Origin of the sequence: Devosia ginsengisoli (assembly GCF_024707105.1) — a bacterium.
Taxonomy (GTDB): Bacteria; Pseudomonadota; Alphaproteobacteria; order Rhizobiales; family Devosiaceae; genus Devosia; species Devosia ginsengisoli_A.
The window spans coordinates 820302-842879 of sequence record NZ_JANQAJ010000011.1 but is presented as its reverse complement, the minus strand read 5'-3'; the positions used below and the strand labels follow the sequence as shown (position 1 = coordinate 842879).

At 64.5% G+C, this 22578-nt stretch carries 15 protein-coding genes; 5 read left to right on the top strand and 10 right to left on the bottom strand.

Translation table 11 applies throughout. From position 1 onward, the window contains the following. Positions 1-5: 5 nt before the first annotated feature. From cimA to NVV79_RS18080, 4 genes are all read left to right on the top strand, one after another. Positions 6-1622: a citramalate synthase gene (gene cimA, locus NVV79_RS18095; protein ID WP_303992147.1), complete on the top strand. Its 1617-nt coding sequence runs from the start codon at positions 6-8 to the stop codon at positions 1620-1622. 129 nt (positions 1623-1751) lie between these two features. Beyond that, positions 1752-3614 (top strand): LysM peptidoglycan-binding domain-containing protein, encoded by a 1863-nt coding sequence (locus NVV79_RS18090; RefSeq protein ID WP_303992145.1) that lies wholly within the window; start codon positions 1752-1754, stop codon positions 3612-3614. 158 nt (positions 3615-3772) lie between these two features. Then, positions 3773-4093 carry a helix-turn-helix transcriptional regulator gene (locus NVV79_RS18085; RefSeq protein WP_303992142.1) on the top strand — a complete coding sequence of 107 codons (321 nt, stop codon included), beginning with the start codon at positions 3773-3775 and terminating at the stop codon, positions 4091-4093. Next, a complete protein-coding gene (locus tag NVV79_RS18080; protein WP_303992139.1) occupies positions 4093-5988 on the top strand; it encodes an ABC transporter ATP-binding protein/permease in 1896 nt (631 codons plus the stop codon). Before NVV79_RS18085 ends, NVV79_RS18080 begins: the two co-directional genes overlap by 1 nt. An 11-nt stretch (positions 5989-5999) precedes the next feature. Here NVV79_RS18080 and NVV79_RS18075 read toward each other — a convergent pair whose 3' ends face one another. The 10 genes from NVV79_RS18075 to NVV79_RS18030 form a co-directional block, all read right to left on the bottom strand. Beyond that, the gene (locus NVV79_RS18075) at positions 6000-6380 is read right to left on the bottom strand and encodes a type II toxin-antitoxin system death-on-curing family toxin (protein WP_303992136.1); all 381 of its coding nucleotides are present in this window, start codon (positions 6378-6380) and stop codon (positions 6000-6002) included. 6 nt (positions 6381-6386) lie between these two features. Further along, positions 6387-6626: a type II toxin-antitoxin system Phd/YefM family antitoxin gene (locus NVV79_RS18070; RefSeq protein WP_303992133.1), complete on the bottom strand. Its 240-nt coding sequence runs from the start codon at positions 6624-6626 to the stop codon at positions 6387-6389. Positions 6627-6748: 122 nt separating this feature from the next. After that, entirely contained in the window at positions 6749-9895 is a 3147-nt protein-coding gene (locus NVV79_RS18065) for an efflux RND transporter permease subunit (protein WP_303992130.1), read from the bottom strand. A gap of 190 nt (positions 9896-10085) precedes the next feature. Further along, positions 10086-11354: an efflux RND transporter periplasmic adaptor subunit gene (locus NVV79_RS18060; protein WP_303992127.1), complete on the bottom strand. Its 1269-nt coding sequence runs from the start codon at positions 11352-11354 to the stop codon at positions 10086-10088. A gap of 14 nt (positions 11355-11368) precedes the next feature. Beyond that, a complete protein-coding gene (locus NVV79_RS18055) occupies positions 11369-11917 on the bottom strand; it encodes a PadR family transcriptional regulator (protein ID WP_303992124.1) in 549 nt (182 codons plus the stop codon). Positions 11918-12048: 131 nt separating this feature from the next. Continuing rightward, entirely contained in the window at positions 12049-12879 is an 831-nt protein-coding gene (gene cysQ, locus NVV79_RS18050; RefSeq protein WP_303992122.1) for a 3'(2'),5'-bisphosphate nucleotidase CysQ, read from the bottom strand. 1 nt (position 12880) lies between these two features. After that, positions 12881-13753, bottom strand: a complete 873-nt coding sequence (nadC, locus tag NVV79_RS18045) for a carboxylating nicotinate-nucleotide diphosphorylase (RefSeq protein ID WP_303992121.1) — start codon at positions 13751-13753, stop codon at positions 12881-12883. Positions 13754-13852: 99 nt separating this feature from the next. After that, complete coding sequence (locus NVV79_RS18040; protein ID WP_303992118.1) at positions 13853-15124, bottom strand: AGE family epimerase/isomerase; 1272 nt, start codon at positions 15122-15124, stop codon at positions 13853-13855. A gap of 142 nt (positions 15125-15266) precedes the next feature. Beyond that, positions 15267-16115, bottom strand: coding sequence for a class 1 fructose-bisphosphatase (locus NVV79_RS18035; RefSeq protein ID WP_303992115.1), 849 nt, complete (start codon positions 16113-16115; stop codon positions 15267-15269). A 345-nt stretch (positions 16116-16460) separates the two neighbouring features. After that, positions 16461-21143: an NAD-glutamate dehydrogenase gene (locus NVV79_RS18030; protein WP_303992112.1), complete on the bottom strand. Its 4683-nt coding sequence runs from the start codon at positions 21141-21143 to the stop codon at positions 16461-16463. 305 nt (positions 21144-21448) lie between these two features. Between NVV79_RS18030 and NVV79_RS18025 the strand changes: the two genes are divergently transcribed. Next, positions 21449-22480 (top strand): sulfate ABC transporter substrate-binding protein, encoded by a 1032-nt coding sequence (locus tag NVV79_RS18025; protein ID WP_303992110.1) that lies wholly within the window; start codon positions 21449-21451, stop codon positions 22478-22480. The last annotated feature ends 98 nt before the right edge of the window (positions 22481-22578 follow it).

Below are 22578 nucleotides of genomic sequence, written 5' to 3'. Positions count from 1 at the left end.
AAGTCATGTCCAAAGACCGCCTCTATCTCTTCGACACCACCTTGCGCGACGGCGCGCAGACGGCCGGCATCGAGTTCTCGCTCGAGGACAAGATTTCCATCTGCCGTCTGCTCGAGGAACTGGGCGTCGACTATGTCGAGGGCGGCTATCCCGGCGCCAACCCGGTCGATACCGAATTCTTCGAGACCAAGCGCACCGGCAAGGCGAAATTCACCGCCTTCGGCATGACCAAAAGGGCAGGGCGCTCCGCCGCCAACGATCCCGGCGTGCAGGCGCTAGTCAATTCGGCGGCCGATGCCACCTGCTTCGTCGCCAAGACCTGGGACCACCAGGTCAGCGTCGCCCTCGAAATCACCCTCGAGGAAAATCTCGACAATCTCCGCGACACCGTCGCCAACGCTGTCGCATCGGGCAAGGAGGCGCTGGTCGATTGCGAGCACTTCTTCGACGGCTTCAAGGCCAATCCCGACTATGCGCTTTCCTGCGTCAGGACTGCGCTCGATGCCGGCGCCCGCTGGGTCGTCCTGTGCGACACCAATGGCGGCACGATGCCCTCTGAGGTGACCGCTACTGTTAACAGTGTGCTAACCATAGCGCCGGGGTCGCGGTTGGGAATCCACGCCCACGACGATACCGGCCAGGCCGTCGCCAACACCCTGGCCGCGGTCGATGCCGGCGTCCGCCAGGTTCAGGGCACGCTCAACGGCATCGGCGAACGCTGCGGCAATGCCAATCTCGTCACACTTATCCCCACCCTGGTTCTGAAGCCGTATTATGCCGAACGGTTCGAAACCGGCATCGACGCCACGCGCCTCACGCGCCTGACGCAACTGTCGCGCGCCTTCGACGACCGGCTCAATCGCGCCCCCGCGCGGCAGGCGCCCTATGTCGGCGCCTCGGCCTTCGCCACCAAGGCCGGCATCCACGCCTCGGCTTTGCTCAAGGATTTCTCGACCTATGAACATGTCCCGCCCGAAAGCGTCGGCAATGAACGCTCCATCATGGTCAGCCAGCAGGCCGGCAAGTCCAACCTGCTGACCGCGCTGGCCCGCCACGGCATCGAACTGGCCAAGGACGACCGCCGCCTCGAAAAGCTGCTCTCCACCGTCAAGGAGCGCGAATCGCGCGGCTATTCCTATGACGGTGCCGATGCCTCCTTCGCCATTCTCGCCCACGAAGTCCTCGGCACGCTGCCCAGCTTCTTCACCGTCGAGAACTATCGTGCCAGCGTCGAGCGCCGCCACAATGCCCGGGGCGAGGAGATTTCCGTCACCGAGGCGGTGGTGAAAATCCGCGTCGAGGGCGAATTGCTGATGTCCGTCGCCGAAGGCAACGGCCCCGTAAACGCCCTGGATCTGGCCATGCGCAAGGATCTCGGCAAGTATTCGAGCCGTATCGAGGATCTCGAACTGGTCGACTTCAAGGTGCGTATCCTGGACGGCGGCACGGGCGCGGTCACCCGTGTACTGGTCGAAAGCCGCGATGGCTCGGGTGAGCGCTGGTTCACCATCGGTGTTTCGCCCAACATCATTGATGCCTCCTTTGAAGCTCTATATGAATCGATCACCTATAAGCTGTTGAAGACAGAAGCGGCGCTGGGGACGACAGAGAAAGTGGCTTAACCGGGTAGTCCGTCCGCGGGGACGACTGCCACAATCGTCCTGGAGGACAAACTGGCCGAAACCGCTCCGAAACAACCTCTTGCGCTCACGATCGGGGCGGCGGCGGTTACCCTCGTTGTCATCGTCGGTGTGCTGGCAGGTCCGTCCGTCGTCAATTGCTTCAATTCCGAAGACGGCATGGGCATGTGCCTGCGTGGCAAGATGACCGATGCCGGCATCCTGCCCGCTCCGGCCCCGGTCGCCACGACCGAGGCCGATGCGCCCGCCTCGGAACAGGCTGCGGTCGTTGCGCCCACCACCGAGCCTGCTATCGGTGAACCCGCCCTCGACGTGACCCCGGCCCCTGAAGTTCCCGACGATCTGATCGCCGCGACCTTCGGCCTGCTCCGCGCCGAGCCCGATGGCTCCGTGGTCATCGCCGGCAGCGGCACGCCAGGCACCGAGATCGAGGTCTATTCCAATGAATCCCTGCTGGGTAAGGCCACGGTCGAGTCCAGCGGCGACTGGGTGCTCGTCCCCGAGGCGCCGATCCCGCCCGGCGGCACCGAGATCACCCTGGCCGAAGTCGGCAAGACCGGCCGCGCCGCCCAGTCCTTCGTCGTCGTCATCGACGATGACAAGACCAGCGAGCCGCTGGTCGTTGCCAGCACGCCCGGCACCGCCAGCGAAGTCCTGCAGGGCCTCGATCGTCCCGGCTCCGAAACCACGGCCCAGCTTGCTGCCGCCGATCCGGTTACGCCGTCGGCAACGCCCGCTCCCGCCGCGACACCAACTCCGGCTCCCGCCGCGCCGACGACAGCCCCGACCGTCCAGGCTCCCGCTGCCGCCGCTACCCCGGCCGAATCCGCACCTGCGGAGCCCGCACCAGCGGCGACGCCATCGGCACCCGCTGAGACCTCAGAACCGGCGCCGACGCCGACCGAACCGGCCTCCGCAGCAACGCCTGCCGCGCCGGCTCCGGCCGAGCCTGCACCTGCGGCAGAACCGGCCCCTGCCGCGCCTGCACCGGCCCAGCCAGCCGAACCTGCGTCCGAACCTGCTCCTGCTGCAACATCAGCACCGGCCACGGAGCCGACGGTTGCCGCCACCGAGCCTACCACGCCACCGGCCGCTCAGCCGACCACATCGGCGGCAGCGGCCGACCCGGTCGCTCCGGCGCCTGCTGCTGCTTCGGCCGTTGCCAGCGTGCCGCCCACCATCGACGCCATCGAGATCGAGGGTGACCGTACCTTCTTTGCCGGTGCCGGCCCGGAAGGCGCCACCATGCGCCTCTATGTGGATGACGCCTTCATCGCCGACGCCACGGTGGCCGATGGCCGCTGGCTGGTCGAGGCCGGCAAGGTGCTGACCCAGCCCGAACAGCGCGTCCGCGTCGACCTGCTCCAGCCCGGCACGGCCGCTGTGGCCGCCCGCGCCGAAGTCGATTTCGTGGTGGAACTGCCAGCCGAACCGGCCCCGACTGCCGTCGCCGAAGCGCCGGCCCCGGCCGAACCCGCCGCGGCTCCCGCATCCACGCCTGCGCCTGCTGAGCCCGCTCCAGCCGCCGAACCGGCTCCCGTCGCGCAGCCCGAGCCGACCGCGACTGCCCCGGCGCCCGTTGCAACCGCTCAGGCCGAACCCCCGGCAGAGCCGGCGCCAGCCGCCGAGCCTGCTCCGGCTCCCAAATCCGCTGCCCCTGCGGCCGAACCGGCTCCAGTGCCCGCGACCGAACCTGTGCCCACGGCTGAACCGGCTCCTGCTGCCGAGCCGGTTCCGGCACCCGCCGCCGAACCCGCCGTGCCGACGCTCGTCGCCGTGGCCGTCGGCGGTCCCGATGCCGAGCGCTTCGCATCCGGCAAGGCCATCATCCGCCGTGGCGACAATCTCTGGACCATTGCCCGCCGCGTCTATGGCGAGGGCATAAAATACACCACCATCTACGATGCCAATTCCGGCCAGATTCGCGACCCCGACCGGATCTATCCCGGCCAGGTGTTCGAACTGCCCAACTGAACGGGCTCGTTCCCGGCAAATTCGGCGCGGTTTCGCGCTTTGGAGGCGCCACAAGGCAAGAACCTGCGTACAAAATGGCCCGCCCTCCGGCGGGCCATTGATTATTTGTGCGGAAGACCCCATTTTATCGTCAAATGACGATTAACCACAGCAGAGCCATGCGCGACGACGATATTGCCATCATCATGCGAGCGATGGGCCACCCCGTGCGCCTCAACATCCTGCGCATCCTGGCCCGGCAGGAGCGCGGCGAATGCTGCTGCGCCGACGTCACCGACGAACTGACCCTGGCCCAGTCCACCGTTTCGCAGCACATCAAGGTGCTGCTCGATGCCGGCCTTATCGAGCGCAAGCCGCGTGGTACGCGCAATTGTTACATCGTCCAGCATGACCGGCTTGCCGCCCTTGGCGACGCCTATGCCGGCATGATCGCGGGCTTCAGTCCCGCGCCATCCAATCTGGAAGCGGAACCCGCCTGATGTCGTCTGACACCGCTGACAAGAAGCCGTCCGTTAGCGCGGACGAAGGCTCGATCGTCTCTACGATCCGCAATCTCTGGCGCTATATGTGGCCGGCCGACCGTCCCGATCTGCGCTGGCGCGTCATCATTGCGCTGGGGGCCCTGGTCGTCAGCAAGGTGGCCACCACCTTCATTCCCTTCCTCTACAAGGGCATTGTCGACTCCTTCGACGGCAGCGCGCCCAATTCGGCGCTGATCCTCGGCGTCGCCATTCCCATCCTGCTGGTCGTCGCCTATGGCGTCACCAGTCTGATCGATGCCGGTTTCCAGCAATTGCGCGACGTGTGGTTCGCCAGCGTCGGCCAGAATGCCGTGCGCCAACTGGCCTATGAAGCCTTTGTGCATATGCACAAGCTGTCGCTGCGCTTCCACCTGGCCCGCCGCACCGGCGGGCTGAGCCGTGTCATCGAGCGCGGCATCAAGGGCATCGAGACCATCGTCCGCTTCACCATGCTCAACATCGTCCCGACGATGATCGAATTCGTGGTAACCGCCATCATCTTCGTCACCATGTTCGGCATCAGCTATCTCGGGGTGCTGCTGCTGGTGATCTGGGGCTACCTGGTCTGGACCATCAAGGCGTCCAACTGGCGCATCTCCATTCGCCGCGACATGAATACCAGCGATACCGATGCCAATTCCAAGGCCATCGACAGCCTGCTCAACTACGAAACGGTGAAATATTTCACCAATGAGGAGATGGAAGCCAAGCGCTACGACGCCGCCATGGCCGGCTACGAGCGCTCCGCCGTCCGCATCTGGACCTCGCTCGGCACCCTCAATTTCGGCCAGGCGCTGATTTTCTACGCCGGCACGGTCGTCATCCTGGTCATGGCCGCCTATGGCGTCATCGGCGGCACGCTGACCGTGGGTGATTTCGTGCTGCTCAACACCTTCCTTATCCAGATCTATCGCCCGCTCAACCAGATCGGCTTCGTCTATCGCGAATTGCGGCAGGGCCTCACCGATATCGAGGAAATGTTCCGCCTGCTCGATCAGGAGCCCGAGATCAAGGACAAGCCCGATGCCGGCGTGCTCGATATCGGCAATCCGACGATCCGCTTCGACAACGTCACCTTCCATTACGATCCCGATCGCCCCATTCTCAAGGGCGTCAGCTTCGAAGTGCCGGCCGGCAAGACCGTGGCCATTGTCGGCCCCACCGGCGCCGGAAAGTCGACCATTTCCCGGCTGCTCTACCGCTTCTACGATGTCACCGGCGGCGCCATCACCATCGATGGGCAGGATCTGCGCGACGTCACGCAGAAAAGCCTGCGCTCGGCCATCGGCATGGTCCCGCAGGACACGGTGCTGTTCAACGACACCATCGGCTACAATATCGAATATGGCCGCCCCGGCGCGTCGCAGGACGATATCCGCGCCGCCGCCAATATGGCGCAGGTCGGCCGCTTCATCGATGGCCTGCCCAAGGGCTATGATACTCCGGTCGGCGAGCGGGGGCTGAAACTCTCTGGCGGCGAGAAGCAGCGCGTCGCCATCGCCCGCACCATCCTCAAGGCGCCCTCCATCCTCATCCTCGACGAGGCAACCTCGGCGCTCGATACTCATACCGAGCGCGAAATCCAGTCGGCCCTCGACGAGGTCTCGCGCAATCGCACCACCGTTGTGATCGCCCACCGCCTCTCCACCGTGGTCAATGCCGACGAAATCCTGGTGCTGCGCGACGGCGTCGTTGCCGAACGCGGCAATCACATCGCCCTGCTGCAACAGGCCGGCCTCTACGCCCAGATGTGGAACCGCCAGCGCGAAGCCAGCGAAGCCGAGGAGCAACTCCTGCGCACCGCCAACGACCCCGATGGCTTCGTCAAACGCGGCGTCCCCGCCGCGGAGTAGGGCGGAGACGATCAGCTCTCCAGCGGCACGGTATGGTCATGCAGCCAATGCTCCAGAACGTCCTTGCGAAATGTTCCGGCGTTTAGGTGGCCATAGATGAACTGTTCTAGGTCCTCGTTGTCGGCGCTGATGTCGACGCCATTCATCTGCAGGAAAAGTTCGACGCTAGCATAGGCTGTACGCTTGTTGCCGTCGATGAATCCGTGGTTCATCGCCATGCTTTCCCAGAGCGCCGACGCTTCCTCGATCAGGTCGGCATAGTAGCCGGTCTGTGGCCTGAGCAGAACGGACTCGATCAACCCAGGATCGCGAACGCCTTTGGTGCCGCCGAATTCTTCCAGCAGCATTTCGTGCATTCGCAGCACTTCGTCGAGTGTGAGGTAAAGCGGCACGAGATTTTACTTGGCCAGCGCTTCATACAGCGAACGTCGCCGTTCGATACTACGGGCCATTAACGTCTCGACGATCGGCCGCACCTTGGGCGCATTGCTGTTCGCCACCAGTACCCCATACTGTTCCGGCGACAGCATGATCGCTACGTCGCGGCCGTTCTTCTGGATGCGTACAGGCTCGGCCTGTGCCATTTCCAGCACCTGCCCAAACTTGTTCTTGGCTTCGGTAGCGGTGATCGCGGCCATGATGGGCTCCTTGGCTAAATTAGCTAAAGAGCTATATAGCTAAAACAGCTAAAATGGCAAGATGCAGCACACACAAAAAGGCCCGCATCGATGCGGGCCTTTTCCATGTCATCCGAACCAGCCTATTCGGCGGCTTCGGGGCGGCTAACCACGGTCACGCCGTTCTTTTCCTTTTCCACCAGCCCGGCATCCTTGCTGACGATGTAGCGCTTGGTGCTGTCGGCATCATCGGGGATTTCCACCGCCATGCCGTCAAAGCCTGCCGGTACCGCCTGCGCCGCCCGGCCGCGGCCGGTGACGAACTGGCCCAGCCGGCCGAACTGGTGGCCGGCCCACTTGATCTGGCCCCACATCACGCTGGGCGCGGTGATCATCACGGGCACCATGATCAGCGTCAGGGCGGTCGAGAAGAACAGGCCCGAAACCAGTGCCGCGGAAAGGTGGATGAACCACGAACCGGCAAGGCCCCCGATCACCACTTCGCGGCGGATGAAGTCGAACTCGATATTCGCCCACATCGGGATCACGCCGAGTGCCGTCAGGAACGCGGTGAGCAGCACCGGCCGCACGCGCTGTGCGGCGGTGAGCAGCATCGCCTTGACCGGCTCGACATGCTGGTGCCGGTTATAGTCATTGTAAGTGTCGATCAGCACGATGCCGTTCTTCACCACAATGCCCGCCAGCGCCACGATGCCCAGCCCCGTCATGATGGCCGAGAAGCTCATGCCTGTCGCCAGCATGCCCAGGAGCACGCCCGCCACCGACATGATGACCGTCGAGAGCGTCACCATCACCTGGTAGAAGCTGTTATATTCCAGCAGCAGGATGAAGAAGATCAGGAACATCGCCATGCCGAAGGCCTGGATGATGAACGCGTTGGCGTCGCCCATCTGCTCTTCCGCGCCGCCATAGGCGATGGTCACCGTCTCGGGGAAAGGCTGCTCGGCAATCCAGGACTGCAGCTCCGCCACCCGGTCGGCGGCATAGACGCCTTCGGGCAGGTCGGCCAGGCCCGCGGCCACCGGCATCTGGTAGACCTGGTTGCGCCGCGAGATATTGGCGACCTTGGGCACGGCCGTCCGCTCGATGAAGTTGCTGACCGGGATCATGCCCTGCTGGGTCGCGATCCGCATCGAGTCGAGCGCGTCGAACGTCCGCTCTTCCTCGGGCAGGCGCACCTTGATGTCGAGTTCCTTGCCGGTCTCGGCATCGCGATAGGTGCCCAGGTTCACACCCGAGGTGACGAGCTGCACATAGGGTGCCAGTTCGCGTACGCCGATGCCATATTTGCCGGCCTCGTTGCGGTCGATGGTGATCTGCCAGTCGATGCCGGGGGAGGGGCGGCCGTCTTCGACGTCCACCGTGTTCGGCATGCTTTCGATATGCTCGCGGATCGCCGCCACGACAGGCACGAGGTCGTCGTAATTGGTGCTTTCCACGCGCAGGTTGATGTCCTTGCCGGCCGGCGGGCCGTTCTCGGCCGCCAGCACCTGGATATCGAGACCGGCAAAGCCGGCCACCCGCTCACGGATATCGGCGAAGATTTCCTCGGCCTTGACGCGATTGTTGTAGTTGACGAGCTGTAGCTGGAAATTGCCGATCGTGTCCGGTGGCATAGAGCCGAAGGCCCCGGTCGAGCCGAACTGCATGATCACGTCCTGAATGCCGTGCACCTGCATGATCTCGTCACCGATTTCGCCCATCATGTCGCGAATTTCTTCCGGCGAGTAATTGCCGCGACCCACCACGGCCACCGTGGCGAATTCGGGCTCGGATGCCGGGAAGGCCTCCGTACCGGTCGGATTGGTGGCATAGGTGGCGAAGATGCCGACGATGATGGCAAAGCCCACCGCCAGTGTCGGCAGCGGCCAGTGCAGCAGGTGTTCCAGCGTCCGTACATAGATGCCGGTCAGGCCGCGGACCTTCTTGGAGTCGAACTTGTCCGCATACATCACGATGTCTGCGGCTTCCTTCTCCTTCTCGTCCACATGCGTGGAGGCGATGACCGCGCCGATGACGGGCATGAAGATCAGCGCCGAGATCAGCGAGGCGACCATGACGATGATCACGATCATCGGCAGGTAGCTCATGAACTTGCCGATGATGCCGGGCCAGAACAGCAGCGGCACGAAGGCGCCGAGCGTCGTCGCGGTGGCGCCAACCACCGGCACGAACATCTTGCGCACCGCCAGGATGAAGGCTTCCTTCTTGGACACCCCTTCCTGCAGCTTTCGCTCGGCATATTCCACCACCACCACGGGGTCGTCCACGAGCACGCCCACGGCGATCACCAGGCCGAACATCACCATCATGTTGATGGTCATGCCCAGCGACTGGGCCACCAGGAATGCCATCATGAACGACAGCGGAATGGACATGCCGATCATGATCGCGGGACGCACGCCGAGCGTGGCCACGCAGGTGATCAGCACCAGTGCCACGGCGGTCAGCACCGCCGCTTCCAGCGAGCGGAACAGCGACGTGGTCGTCTCGGCCTGATCGAGGAAGAAGCTGTAATGCACGCCCGCCGGCCAGTCCTTGGCCAGCGCTTCGGTGGTCGCCCGAACCTTGTCGGACACGTCGATGATATTGGTGCCCAGCTTCTTGCTGACGCCCATGATCAGGGCCGGCGAACCGTTCACCGTCGTATAGTCGGTGGCATCGGCCAGCGTGCGGGTAATCGTGGCGACGTCGCCAAAGGTCACGACGGTATTGCCGTCGGTCTTCAGCGGCAGCTCGAATACATCCTGCGCATTGGTGATCAGGCCTGGCACTTCGATGTTGAACGAGCCCTGGCCGGTATTGAGCGTACCGCCCGGCACCACCATGTTGTTCCTGCTCAGTGCATCGAACAATTGGTTGGCCGTCAGCCCATAGGCTTCGAGCCGCAGCAGGTCGATCCGCACTTCGAGGATTTCATCGCGGGCGCCCGACAGCACGGCTTCGCGCACTTCGGCAATACCTTCCAGCGCATCCTGCAGGTCCTCGGCGCGGCGCACCAGTTCCTTTTCCGGCGCGCTGCCATAGACGGCCACCGAAATGATCGGCATGCCGACCAGGTCGATTTCCGCCACGACCGGATCGTCCGCATCGGTGGGGAGCTTGGACTTCAGCGCGTCCATGCGGGCGCGGGTATCGGCCAGCGCCTGGTCCTTGTCGGTATTGATGTCGAATTCGAGGAACACCGAGGCATGCCCGGTGGTCGAGGTCGAACTGATATTCTGCAGTCCCGGTAGCGTCGCCAGTTCCTCTTCGGCCGGCTTGGCCAAAGGTTCTCGGCGTCTCGCGGGGAGACGCCGGTCTGGCTGATCGACACGTAGAGATACGGCACGTCGATGGCCGGGAAGCTTTCCTTGGGCAGCGACACATAGGCCGAAATGCCCGCCGCGAGCATGATGACCATGACCGTCAGGACGACACGCGGCATCCTGAGGATTTTGACGATGAAGTCGACCATGATCAGACGCTTTCTTCGCTGGCGGTGGGAGCTTCGGCTGCCGTGGCGTCCACGGCCTGGCCGGCGGTCACGTTTTCCTGCCCGACGGTGATCACATTGGCGCTGAGCGGCAGCCCGGTGACCCACACGCCGGCGCGGGTGTCGCTGACGATGGTGATCTCATGGAATGCCACCACGCCGTCTTCGACGGTGCGCACGCCCAGCGTGCCCTTGTCGTCAAGCGTCAGCACCGACTGCGGCAGCAGGTGGCCGGGGGCGGTGCCCAGGGTCACGATGGCCTCGGCCGTCACGCCGTCACGGATCGACAGGTCTTCATTGGCGAATTCGATTTCGACCGGGAAGGAGCGCGTCGCATTGTCGGCAACCGCCGAAATGAACGTCACCTTGCCGTCCACTTTGGCGCCGGGCACCGTGGTGATCACCGCATCGAGCCCGAGCTTGGCGAGGTCGATGCGCGATTCCGGCACCTGGCCGAGGAACACCATGGGGTTGAGCTGCACGATCGTCGCGCAGGGCTGGCCCTGGCCGAGCATGGAGCCGGCAATGGCCAGCGGGTCCTGCACCACACCGGCCACCTTGGCCTTGATTTCGGTGCGGTCCAGCTCGGCCTCGGCATTGTCGAGCCCGGCCTGGGCCGATGACACGGCAGCCTTCGCGCCGCTCAGCGCGACTTCAAGGTCGCGGGCGGTGTTGGGGGCGGCGAGGCCCTTGGCCCGCAATTCGGCATTGGTATCGAAATTGGCCTGGGCCTGCTGCAGGCCCGCATCGGCCTGTTCCAGCCCCGCTCGAGCCTGTGCCACCGCGGCGGCGCGCGTGCCCTGGTCCAGTGTGCAGAGCAGGTCGCCCACATCCACCGACTGGCCCTTGGTCACATGCACCACATCGACGATGCCGGCGGTTTCCGCTACCACGCCTACAGTGGCCTTGGCCTGGGTGCGGCCGCGCAGCGGCACGTCGATTTTCATCGGCTGGGCCACATAGGTCACGGTCTGAACCGTCGGCAGGGGCGCCGAGGCACCGCTTTCCAGCTCATTGCGCTGGGCAATGGTCAGGTGCGGATCGGTTGTGGGATGGGGATGTTCGGCCAGCACGCCGGCTTCAGCCAGCGTCGTGTGCAGGGGGCCGTTTTCCTGGCCCTCGATCACCGAAATGATCGGCTTTTCGCCATTGCCGGGGCCCTGGCCGCCGACAACCAATGTCCCTGTTGCCAGCCAGCCGCCAATCCCGATCAGGATCAGGAAGGCCAGGCCATAGGAAAACAATACACGCATTGAGATTCGCCCCTTTACTCAGCCGCGTCTTTTTTCGGCTCGGCTTTCGCCAAATTGATCAGTTCGTGCATATGGGAGCGCATGTGCCGTTCGGCAACCTCCATCATTGCACGTCCGTAATTGATGACCCATGTGTCACCCGCATTGCTGCCGCGTTCGGCGAACGCTTCCTCGAGCTTGCGATGACCGTCTATAGTTCGTTGCAGGAATTCGTTGGCCCGTGCCTCGACCAGTTCGCGCGGCAAAATATGCGCGAAACGGGCAAACAGCAGGAAGGGGCTGCGGAACATGTCGTCGCCCAGCGGACCGGCCAGTTCCTCGGCAAAGGCCGCGCGGCCCGCCTCGGTGATGGAATAGACCTTCTTGGCCGGCTTGCCGGTCTGCTGTTCGGTCCGGCTGGTAACGAGACCCTCGTCCTCCAGCTTGGCGAGGGCAGGGTAGATCGAACCGAAGCTCGCTTCGATGAAGTACGAGCATTCGCCTTCGACGCAAAGCCGCCGGATTTCATATCCGGTTGCTTCGCCCTCGTAGAGGATCGATAGACAAAGGGTTCTGACGTTCATGCGCTGACTCCGCCGGGCCATATGCCGGGCCGATATATGCCGGTCCTGTATAGGTTCGGCGTGAATCGCGCAAGTTCCTGGACCCCACAGATTGGGTAGACCAGTTAAGATCAGGTTGCATGGCTGGCGATTTAACCCAGCAATCGGGCCATTTCAGCCGCCGTGCGCTGCGCCAGCTCATCACTGGCCGCCGCCACGAAATACGGATTGAGGAAGGCCAGGTCCCCCTTGCCGTAGCGCATCCGCTGTCCGTCCAGCGTGATCACCACGCCGCCCGCCGCTTCCAGCACTGCCTGTCCCGCCGCCGTGTCCCATTCCGAGGTCGGGGTGAAACGCGGATAGAGCTGCGCATCGCCGCGCGCCAGCAGGCAGAATTTCAGCGACGAGCCCACCGACACATCGGCCTCCACATCCAGCGTCTCGCACAGAGCCGCCAGCGCCGCATGTCCGTGCGACCGACTCGCCACGATGCGGAGCCGCTCGCGCGAAACCACTGAAATCGCGCGCTTTTCCGATGCGCTTCCACCCGTCATATTGCAGAACCATGCCCCCGAGGCATCGCCGATGAAGGTTTCTCCCGTCACCGGCGCCAGCACCACGCCGAGCACCGGCGCGCCCTGTTCCACCAGCGCGATATTCACCGTGAACTCGCCATTGCGCTTGATGAATTCCTTGGTCCCATCAAGCGGATCGACCACGAAATAGCGTTCCCCCAGGTCAGGAATAATCCCGGCGGCGACGCTTTCCTCGCCCAGCACCGGAATGCCCGTCGGCTTCAGCATATCGAGAATAACGGCCTCCGCCGCCCGGTCCGCCTCCGTCACCGGCGAGCCATCCAGCTTGGCCACCGCCGTGATGGGGCGCGCATAGACATCGAGGATCACTCGTGCAGCCACCATGGCCGCCTCCAGCACTAGTGCGGTCAGCGCTGCATCGGTCGGCGCCTGCCCGTCAGGGGCCATGTCAGCGCTCCACCACCACATCGAGCCCCAGGTCGAGCGGCGTGGCTGCCATGGTGATCTGGCTGGTGGAAATATAATCCACCCCCGTCTCGCCGATCGACCGCACCCGGTCGAGCTTCACCCCGCCCGAGGCTTCCAGCTTCGCCCGCCCGGCATTGATTGCCACGGCCTGCCGCAGCGTTTCATTGTCCATATTGTCGAGCAGCACCACGCGCGCGCCAGCCGCCAGCGCTTCCTCCAGCTCAGCCAATGTTGTGACTTCGATCTCGATGGCCACCAGATGCCCGGCAAAGGCCTCCGCCGCCTGATAGGCCGCCGTCACGCTGCCGGCCACGGCGATATGGTTGTCCTTGATCAGGATAGCGTCATCCAGCGCATAGCGATGGTTGGCCCCGCCGCCACAGCGCACCGCATATTTCTCGAAGGCCCGCAATCCCGGCGTGGTCTTGCGCGTATCGCAGATCTGCGCCCCGGTCCCGGCCACCGCATCGGCATAGTCCCGCGTCAGCGTGGCAATGCCGCTCAGATGGTTGAGGAAATTCAGCGCGACGCGCTCCGCCGACATGACCAGCCGGGCAGGGCCCGCCACCGTGGCCACCACATCGCCCGCCGCCACCCTGTCGCCGTCGGCCACCTCAGGCGTAAAGCTCACGCCATCGCCCACCAATCGGAACGCCGCCGCCGCCAGGTCCAGCGCCGCAATCACCCCCGGCTCCCGCGCCGACAGGCTTGCCGTCGCCCACGCCTCGGGCGCCAGTGTCGCCTGGCTGGTCAGGTCGCCCGCCAGCCCCAGATCCTCCTCCAGCGCAGCAGCCACCGCGCGCTCCACCAGCAGGCGCGGCAATTGGGCAGGCAGGCGGTTGGATCGTGACATAACGGGCTCCCTCATCTGCCGCTGATCTACGCGCCCATCGCTGCACTGGCAACATGCACCAAGGTCTTCCCTCTCCCTCAAGGGGAGAAGGAAGGCCCCCTAAACCAGGTGCTTCTCCGTATGATCCGCCTCGATGATCCCCTTGGTCAGGCTGCCATTGGTGGGATAGAGCGGGATCAGGCAGGCCTGCAGCGCGTGGTAGATATCCGGCTTGCCCACGAACAGGCGCGAGGTCGGGGTCAGGTCTTCCTTCAATTCGCTGAACCAGCCGCCGCGCTTGTGGTCGATCACGTGGTTCTCGGCATAGTCCCACAGCTTGCGATACCAGGCCTGGAAATAGTCCTCATTGTCGAAGGCCGAGATATAGGCGGCCGCCCCGATGGCCTCGCTCACCGGCCACCACAGCTTCTCGCGCATGATGGGCTTGTTGTCCCAGTCCAGCGTATAGAAAAATCCGCCATGCACACTGTCCCAGCCCAGCTCGATCGACTGCTGGAACAGCGCGCGTGCCGCCCCGGTCATCCAGCTCAGCCGCTTCTCGCCCAAAACCCAGAGCTGATACAGCAGCCGCGCCCATTCCAGCCAGTGCCCCGGCGTCGTGCCGGAGGGGCGGAACATTTCATTGCCCTCGTAATTCTTGTCGAGCACCCAGTTCTCGTCGAAATGCTCGGCCACCCGATGCCCCAGCGGCACGGCGTTCTTGAGAATGATCAACTCGGCGATCCGCTCGGCCTTGGTGAGGTAATCCCGGTTGCCCGTCGCCTCATGGGCCGCCATCAGCGCCTCGGTCATATGCATGTTCGCATTCTGCCCGCGATAGGGCAGCAGTTGCGACCAGTCATGATTATATTCGTCCCGCACCGAGCCGCTTTTCTCGTCCCAGAACCGCGTATTGATCACCTCGGTCACGTCAGCCAGCATTTGCCCGGCCAGCGGATGCCCCACCAGACTCGCGCTCGACGCCGCCAGCAGCACGAAGGCATGGCCATAGGCCTGCTTGGCCCCGTTGGTCACCCCCGCATCGTCGAGGCTCCACACATAGCCGCCCCGGCGCGGATCGCGATGCTTGTCCCAGATATAGCGCATGCCATGGTCGACGATCTCGTCCGATCCCGGCCGCCCGATCAGGCTGCCTAGCACCGCGCAATGCACCATGCGCGTGGTGACATGGATCTGCCTGTTGGCATTGTCGGCATCGAGCGGATTGCCGTCGTCATCCAGCTCGAAGAACCCGCCCTTGGGATTCATCGACGGCGCCTCGAAGAAATCGAACAGGTTATTGGCCTGCCGCATCAGATACTGCCGGTGAAACGGCCGGTTCGGCCACGGGCTCGAATTGGTCTTGGGCAGCGTCAGCTTGGCGTCGGTCATGATAACTCCCGGCCGGCAATGTCACGCACCGGCTCCTCATAAGTCGAGCTATAGCGGGGGTTTAGCAACGTTGCAATTCCGGTGCGAACCGTGCAGTAGACCTCATGGTGAGCCCGTCGAACCACGAGGTCGTGGCACCGCACTACCCACGCGCGTACCACCCCTCCACTCGCTCAACCTCTTCCGCCGATCCCAAAATCACCGGCACCCGCTGATGAATCCCCGTCGGCAGCAGATCGAGTATCTTCTCCCACCCGGTCGTCGATTTCCCGCCGGCCGCCTCCACCAGCAGCGCCATCGGATTGGCCTCATACAGCAGCCGCAGCCGCCCGCCCTTGCTCACGGTCTCACTATCGAGCGGATACATGAAAATCCCGCCCCGCATCAGGATGCGGTGGATATCCGCCACCATCGAGCCGACCCAGCGCATATTGTAGCGCTTGCCCGCCGCTCCGGTTTCCCCCGCGACATTCTCGGCCACATAGCCCTGCGTCGCCGCATCCCAGAACCGCTCCCGCGCCGTATTGATGGCATATTCCCCCGAAGCCGGCGCCACCGTCACCCGCTCCACCGTCAGCACGAATGTCCCGCTTCCATCGAGTGTGAACACGGATGTCGAAGCCCCGAACGTCAGCACCAGGCTTGTCGCCGGCCCATAGGCGGCATATCCCGCCGCCAACTGTGCGCTGCCCTTCTGCAACAGGCCCTTGCGCGCATCCAGCACCGAAAAAATCGTGCCAACAGTAACGTTTACGTCGAGATTTGAAGACCCGTCCAACGGGTCCGTCGCCACCATGAACGCGCCCTGATTCTCGATGTGAACTGCTTCATCCAGCTCTTCCGACACCAGAATCGAAATCTGCGGATTTCGCTTTATGTGATTCAAAACAATGTCGTTTGAGATCACGTCGAGCGCCTTCTGTGCCTCTCCCTGCACATTGGTCGCCCCCGCCAGCCCCGTCTGCCCCGCAATCGGCGCCAGCCGGAGCACAGAGGGCAATCTCCGCACTCGCATCAGCCATGGTGGCCACCACCGAGGCGAGTTTCGGATCAACAGGCTGGGCAGCAAGCCATTGGGCGAGGGTGGTGGTCATCGGGATACTCCGGGGTTGCCCTCAGTGTCCTGATACCTTGGCTACGCACAAGGCCGACTTTCGCTGTATCGGTGCGCGTGGCCTCACCCCACCCTCGGTCCCTCCCCATCGAGGGGAGGGGAGGCGCACGGGCGATGTTAGTGGTCCAATATTGTCTCATCCACCGGTCAGGCTTCCCTCCCCCTTGTGGGGAGGGAGTGAGGGTGGGGGTGAGCCGCATGTACCGAACGCGGAATATGCCCTCAAACCTCCTGCGCCAGGTCCGCCAGCAACCCCGCCGCCACGCTCAGCCGCGACACCGTCAGTTCCCCATGCGTCAGCTCCGCCACGGCGGCCGCCGTACGCGCAATGCCCGGTCGCGCCGTCCAGCCTTCCAGCCCGCCCTCGCTCTTGAGCACATCGGCCGTCAGGTCGCGCTGGGCCCGCATCAGGTTGGCCAGTGCCCGGTCCAGCGCCATGCGGTCAAACCGGTCGCTGAGCAGGATTTCGCGGCCCTGCTCGATCACCGGCCACAGTTCGAACGCCGCGAATACCCCAAAGAAGGCCGCCGCTCCATCCGCCACCGAAACGCCTGACCGCTCGCTGACCAGCACGATATCGCTGGCATAGCTCAGCACCGGCAGTTCGGCGATCCGCCGCGCCAGCGCCTCAGGCACCCCTTGTTCGGCCAGTTCCACCACGCGCGTGGCAATGCCTTCGGCCAGCGAGGCGGGCAGGGTGCTGCTGAGCATCACGCGCAGTGCCGAAACGCCCGCGGCATGGCGCTGCACCAGTCCGGTCAGCCCCTGCGTCACGTCGGCATTGCGCAGGAACCACAGCGTTTCCTGCCGCAGCAGGGCCATCACCTCGGCATAAAGCTCCAGTTGCACCGCCCCGCCCACCGCGCCATCCAGCCGGTCGATGGCGGCGTCCAGTTCGCTCAGCCCATAAGCGTCGCGCGTCGCCGCATAGGCCAGGGCCACTTCGCCCGGGCTGGCGCTGGTCGCCGCCGTGAGTTCCGAGACGAAGGCCGGCCCGCCGCGATTGATCATCGCATTGGCCAGCACCGTGGCGATCACCTCGCGCTTGAGCCGGTGCCCCGCCACCGCTTCCGGATAGGCATTATGCAGCGTTTCGGGGAAATAGCGGTAAAGCTCGCCCGCCAGATAGGCGTCGTCGATCGATTTGCCGTCCAGCAGGTCAGCATAGAGCGTCAGCTTGGCATAGGCCAGGATCACAGCCAGCTCCGGCCGCGTCAGCCCCTTGCCGGCATTGGCCCGCGCATCCAGCGCCGCATCGCCAGGCAGGAATTCCACCGCCCGGTCCAGCAGCCCGCGCGCTTCCAGCCGCTCGATCAGCTCGCGATGGTCGGGCAATTCGCCCAGCCCCGGCCGCTCGGCCAGCGACAGCGCCAGCCCCTGCAGGTAGTTGTTGCGCAGGCAGAGCGCCGCCACCTCGTCGGTCATCGTTTCGAGGAACGCATTGCGCGCCTCGATGGCCAGCGAGCCATCCGCCAGCTTGGGCGCCAGCGCGATCTTGATATTGACCTCGAGGTCGCTCGAATTCACCCCCGCCGAATTGTCGATGGCGTCGGTATTGATCCGCCCACCCTTCAGCGCATATTCCACGCGCCCGCGCTGCGTTACGCCCAGATTGGCGCCTTCCCCCACCACCTTGGCCCGCACATCGCTGCCGGTGATGCGGATGGCATCATTGGCCCGGTCGCCCACCTCGGCATTGTTCTCCAGGCTCGCGCGGATATAGGTCCCGATGCCGCCGAACCATAAGAGGTCCACCTCGGCCTTGAGAATGGCCGTGATCACCTCCGCCGGTGTCGCGTGACTTGCCGTCAGCCCCAGGGCTGCCTGCATTTCCGCGCTTAGCGGGATCGATTTGAGGCTCCGCGAAAACACCCCGCCGCCATCAGAGATCAGCCCCTTGTCATAGTCCTGCCAGCTCGAACGGGGCAGGGCGAACAGCCTTTGCCTCTCGGCCAGGCTCGCTGCCACATCGGGATTGGGGTCGATGAAGATGTCGCGGTGGTCGAATGCCGCCACCAGTTGTGTCTGCGGCGACAGCATCATGCCATTGCCGAACACGTCCCCGCTCATGTCCCCCACGCCGACCGCGGTGAATGGCTGGCGCTGGATATCGCGATCCATTTCGCGGAAATGCCGCTTTACCGTTTCCCAGCCGCCGCGCGCCGTAATGCCCATTTCCTTGTGGTCATAGCCGGCCGAGCCGCCCGAGGCGAAGGCGTCGCCCAGCCAGAAGCCACGCGATGTGGCGATCCCGTTGGCCGTGTCCGAAAAGCTCGCCGTGCCCTTGTCCGCCGCTACCACCAGATAGGGGTCGTCCCCGTCGCGCCGCACCACGTCCCTGGGCGGCACCACTTCGCCATTGACCAGATTGTCGGTCACGTCGAGCAGCGCCCCGATGAAGATCGTATAGGCCGCCGTGCCTTCCGCCTGGAACGCCTCGCGCGCCATGCCCGGCACCAGCCGCTTGGGCGCAAAACCGCCCTTGGCGCCGACAGGCACGATCACGGCATTCTTCACCTGCTGCGCCTTGACCAGCCCCAGCACTTCGGTGCGGAAATCCTCCGGCCGGTCCGACCAGCGGATGCCGCCGCGCGCAATGGCGCCGAACCGCAGATGCACGCCTTCCACCCGCGGCGAATAGACCGAGATTTCCCGATAGGGCCGCGGCGCGGCCATGCCGTCCACCTTGGCGCTGTCGAATTTGATGGCCAGTGCCGGCATCCGCCCGCCATCCGCATCCCGCTGGAACGCATTGGTCCGCACCGCCGCTTCCACCAGGTTCTGGAACCGGCGCACGATCGTGTCCTCGTCCAATGACGCCATCGCGTCCAGCGCCGCCGCGATCCGTCCCCGGGCCGCTTCCGCCGCCGCCTCGCGGTCGGCTTCATCAGGGTCGTGCAGCGCATTGAACAAAGCCACCAGCGCTGCAGCCGCCTCGGCCTGCTTCACCAGCACGGCCGCGATATAGCGCTGCGAATATGATATCCCCACCTGCCGCAGATAGCGCGCCAGCGCCCGCAGCAGGGCCGCATCGGTCCAGCCCAGCGCGGTCCGGCTCACCAGCGTATTGAGTTGGTCGCTCTCGGCCAGCCCGTCCCACACCGCCAGCAGCCCCGCCTCGACGGCGTCGCCTCGCGCCGCTATGTCGAAGGCGCCGCCATCGGCTGGCGCCAGCACCATGTCGTGCAGATACCGCTCCACGCCGTCGCGCGGCACCACCGTATAGGTCCGCTCGTCGATCACCCGGAACCCGAAGGCTTCCAGCATCGGCACGCGGTCGCTCAGCGGAATGGCGCTTTCCCGGTGGTAGAATTTGAGCCCCAGCGAGCCATCGGCCCCCTTGCGCTCGCGCAGGCGGATGGCCACGCCCGCGCCGTCACCCAGCCCGCGCAGCACATCGATATCGGCATGCGCATCCGCCGCCGTATTGCGCGACTGATACGCCGTCGAAAACGCCCCGCGATAATCGCTGACCGCAGCGGGGTCATCCGCCGTCGCCGCCAGCATGTCGCCGAAATTGGAAGTCAGCGCATCCACCCGCGCTTCCAGTTCCCCGCGGCTCGGCTGTGGCGTCGGCCCGGAAACCCGGCCGATGATCACATGCAGCCGCACCAACTCCCCCTCGGGGAAATGCGGATAAAAGGCCGAAACGCGCCCGTCATAGGCCTGCGCCAGGTAGCGCGTAATGCGCGCCCGCGCTTCCCCGTCATAGCGGTCGCGCGGCACATAGACGAGAATGGAGACGAAATTGTCGAAGCGGTCGATGCGCGGCAGCACCCGCACCCGCGGCCGGTCATACAGCGCGGCAATCGCCGCGGCGAATTCGAACAACTGCTCGGTGCCGATCTGGAACAATTCGTCCCGCGGATAGGAATCGAGCGCGCTCAGCAGCGCCCGCCCGTCATGCCCCAGCGGGTCCACGCCCGATTTGCGCATCACCTCCGCAATCTTGCGCCGGATGATCGGCACTTCGGTATGCGGTGTCGCCTGCGCCTGCGCTGTGAACAGCCCCACAATGCGCAATTCGCCCACTGCCTTGCCGCCATCGCCAAACAGCTTGATGCCGACATAATCCATATGTGCGCGCCGATGTACCCGCGCCCGCACATTGGCCTTGGTCACCAGCAGCGGTTCGTCCGAGTCCATGAAGGCGCTGTGCTGCGGCGTGGTTTCCACGAAATTGGGCCCGCTGCGCAGCACCCGCATATCCGGATCGCGCAATATGCCCAGCCCGCTGCCACCGACCGGCTCCAGCCCGTCGCTATCAAGCCGGTATTCGCGCATCCCCAGGAAAGTGAAATTATGCTCGATCAGCCAGTCGAGGAAACGCAGCGGCTCGTCCTTCTGCGCCGCCGGGCTCTGCTCCAGAGTGCCGATGGCCTGTCGCAGCCGGTCCAGCATCGGCTGCCAGTCGCGCACGGCCCGGGTCACCTCGGCCATTGTGCTCTCGATTTCCGCCGTCAGCGCCGCGACATCGGCCACCGGGTCGCTGTGGATATGCAGCACGCTCAGCGCCTGTCCGCTGGCCTCGCTCACCGCGCCGCCTTCCATGCGCACCACCGGATGGGTGAACATGCGCACCGTGCCGCCCGCCGTCCGCAGGGCCGCCAGCGCGCTGTCCACGATGAACGGCATGTCTGGCGAAATGATATCGAGCACCAGCGGATCGCCCGATGTCTGCGGCAGCGTCGCCGTCAGCCGGCTGTTATCGCCCGAATAAGCCAGCAATTGCGCGTAGGAATGCCGCAGGGCGGCTTCGAACTGCTGCGGCTTCTGGCGCGCCAGGTCCTCGCTGTCGGTGGCCAGGATGGCCGCCTTGAAGAACCGGGCAAAGCCCGCATCATCATTTGCCAATGCCGCAGCCCGGTCCAGCAGCGCCGGACGGTTCGATTGACCCATATCCATTCATCGACTCCCCAACTCGCCTTGCCAGTCTAGCAGCCTGCCCGCCGCTGTCTGCCATCCCTTCGCACAATAGTGCCGCTCCGCGATGCCTCGGTGACACCCAGTTCAAAATTAGCGCTTCGGTCATACTCTGGAATGAATTTGCGCAATAATAAGCTCCGGATCGTTCGCGATGGTCCTTTTCTCGATCTTGTTACGAATGCAGCAAAATGTTTTCTCCGCGCCGCGATTGGCGCGAGTGCTCGCCTTGCGATACACTACTCGTCTGGTAGTCTTTTGCTCATTCGATCTCAGCGGAGACAGAGATGAAGAACGCACCGAAATTTATTGCCTATGCCGCCCTCGCCGCGTCCCTGACGTTTGGTTTCGCGGTGACGGCGCATGGTCAGGACCGCACGCTGATCAATGTCAGCTACGATCCCACCCGCGAGCTCTATCAGCAGTTCAACGAGGCCTTTGTCGCCCACTGGCAGGAAACCACCGGCGAAACGGTCGCCGTTCAGGTGACCCATGGCGGCTCCGGCGCCCAGGCCCGCACCGTCATCGATGGTCTGGAAGCCGACGTGGTTACCCTGGCGCTGGAATCCGACATCAACGCCATTTCCGACGAGGCGCCCAACCTGATCCCGGCCGATTGGCGCGGCACGCTCGAAAACAACAACGCCCCCTATACCTCGACCATCGTGTTCCTGGTCCGCAAGGGTAACCCCAAGGGTCTCCTCGATTGGGGCGATCTGATCCAGGACGGCGTCGAAGTCATCACGCCCAACCCCAAGACCTCGGGCGGCGCCCGCTGGAACCTGCTCGCTGCCTGGGCCTGGGCCAAGGCACAGCCCGGCGGCTCCGATGAAACCGCGCAGGCTTTCGTCACCGACCTCTACAAGCATGTCCCCGTGCTCGATACCGGCGCCCGCGGCTCCACCACCACCTTCGTGCAGCGCGGTATCGGCGATGTCCTGCTTGCCTGGGAAAACGAGGCCTACCTGGCTCTCAACGAACTCGGCCCCGACGCCTTCGACATCGTGACCCCCTCGATCTCGATCCTGGCCGAACCCCCGGTCGCCTTGGTTACCGGCAATGCCGAGCGCAAGGGCAATACCGATCTGGCCCAGGCCTACCTCGAATATCTCTATTCCCCCGAAGGTCAGGCCATCGCTGCTGCCAACTATTACCGCCCCTTCAAGCCCGAACTGGCCAGCCCCGAGGATGTCGCCCTCTTCGGCGAGGTCAACCTCGTCACCATCGAGGATTTCGGCGGCTGGCGCGAAGCCCAGCCCCGCTTCTTCGGCGACGGCGGTATCTTCGACCAGATCTACACCGGTACCCCGGCCCAATAATCTCCCCGCAACACGCGAAACGCCGGCCCTCGAGGCCGGCGTTTTTGTTTGAACTGGGAGCGAGCAATCGGGAGTGGAGTTCCCCCTCGCCCCTGTGG

Coding starts and splice junctions, on each gene's coding strand:
- cimA (WP_303992147.1), top strand. CDS start 6: ATGTCCAAAGACCGCCTCTATCTCTTCGACACCACCTTGCGCGACGGC.
- NVV79_RS18055 (WP_303992124.1), bottom strand. CDS start 11,917: ATGAACGTCAGAACCCTTTGTCTATCGATCCTCTACGAGGGCGAAGCA.
- nadC (WP_303992121.1), bottom strand. CDS start 13,753: ATGTCACGATCCAACCGCCTGCCTGCCCAATTGCCGCGCCTGCTGGTG.
- NVV79_RS18060 (WP_303992127.1), bottom strand. CDS start 11,354: ATGCGTGTATTGTTTTCCTATGGCCTGGCCTTCCTGATCCTGATCGGG.
- NVV79_RS18070 (WP_303992133.1), bottom strand. CDS start 6,626: ATGGCCGCGATCACCGCTACCGAAGCCAAGAACAAGTTTGGGCAGGTG.
- cysQ (WP_303992122.1), bottom strand. CDS start 12,879: ATGGCCCCTGACGGGCAGGCGCCGACCGATGCAGCGCTGACCGCACTA.
- NVV79_RS18085 (WP_303992142.1), top strand. CDS start 3,773: ATGCGCGACGACGATATTGCCATCATCATGCGAGCGATGGGCCACCCC.
- NVV79_RS18030 (WP_303992112.1), bottom strand. CDS start 21,143: ATGGATATGGGTCAATCGAACCGTCCGGCGCTGCTGGACCGGGCTGCG.
- NVV79_RS18025 (WP_303992110.1), top strand. CDS start 21,449: ATGAAGAACGCACCGAAATTTATTGCCTATGCCGCCCTCGCCGCGTCC.
- NVV79_RS18080 (WP_303992139.1), top strand. CDS start 4,093: ATGTCGTCTGACACCGCTGACAAGAAGCCGTCCGTTAGCGCGGACGAA.
- NVV79_RS18040 (WP_303992118.1), bottom strand. CDS start 15,124: ATGACCGACGCCAAGCTGACGCTGCCCAAGACCAATTCGAGCCCGTGG.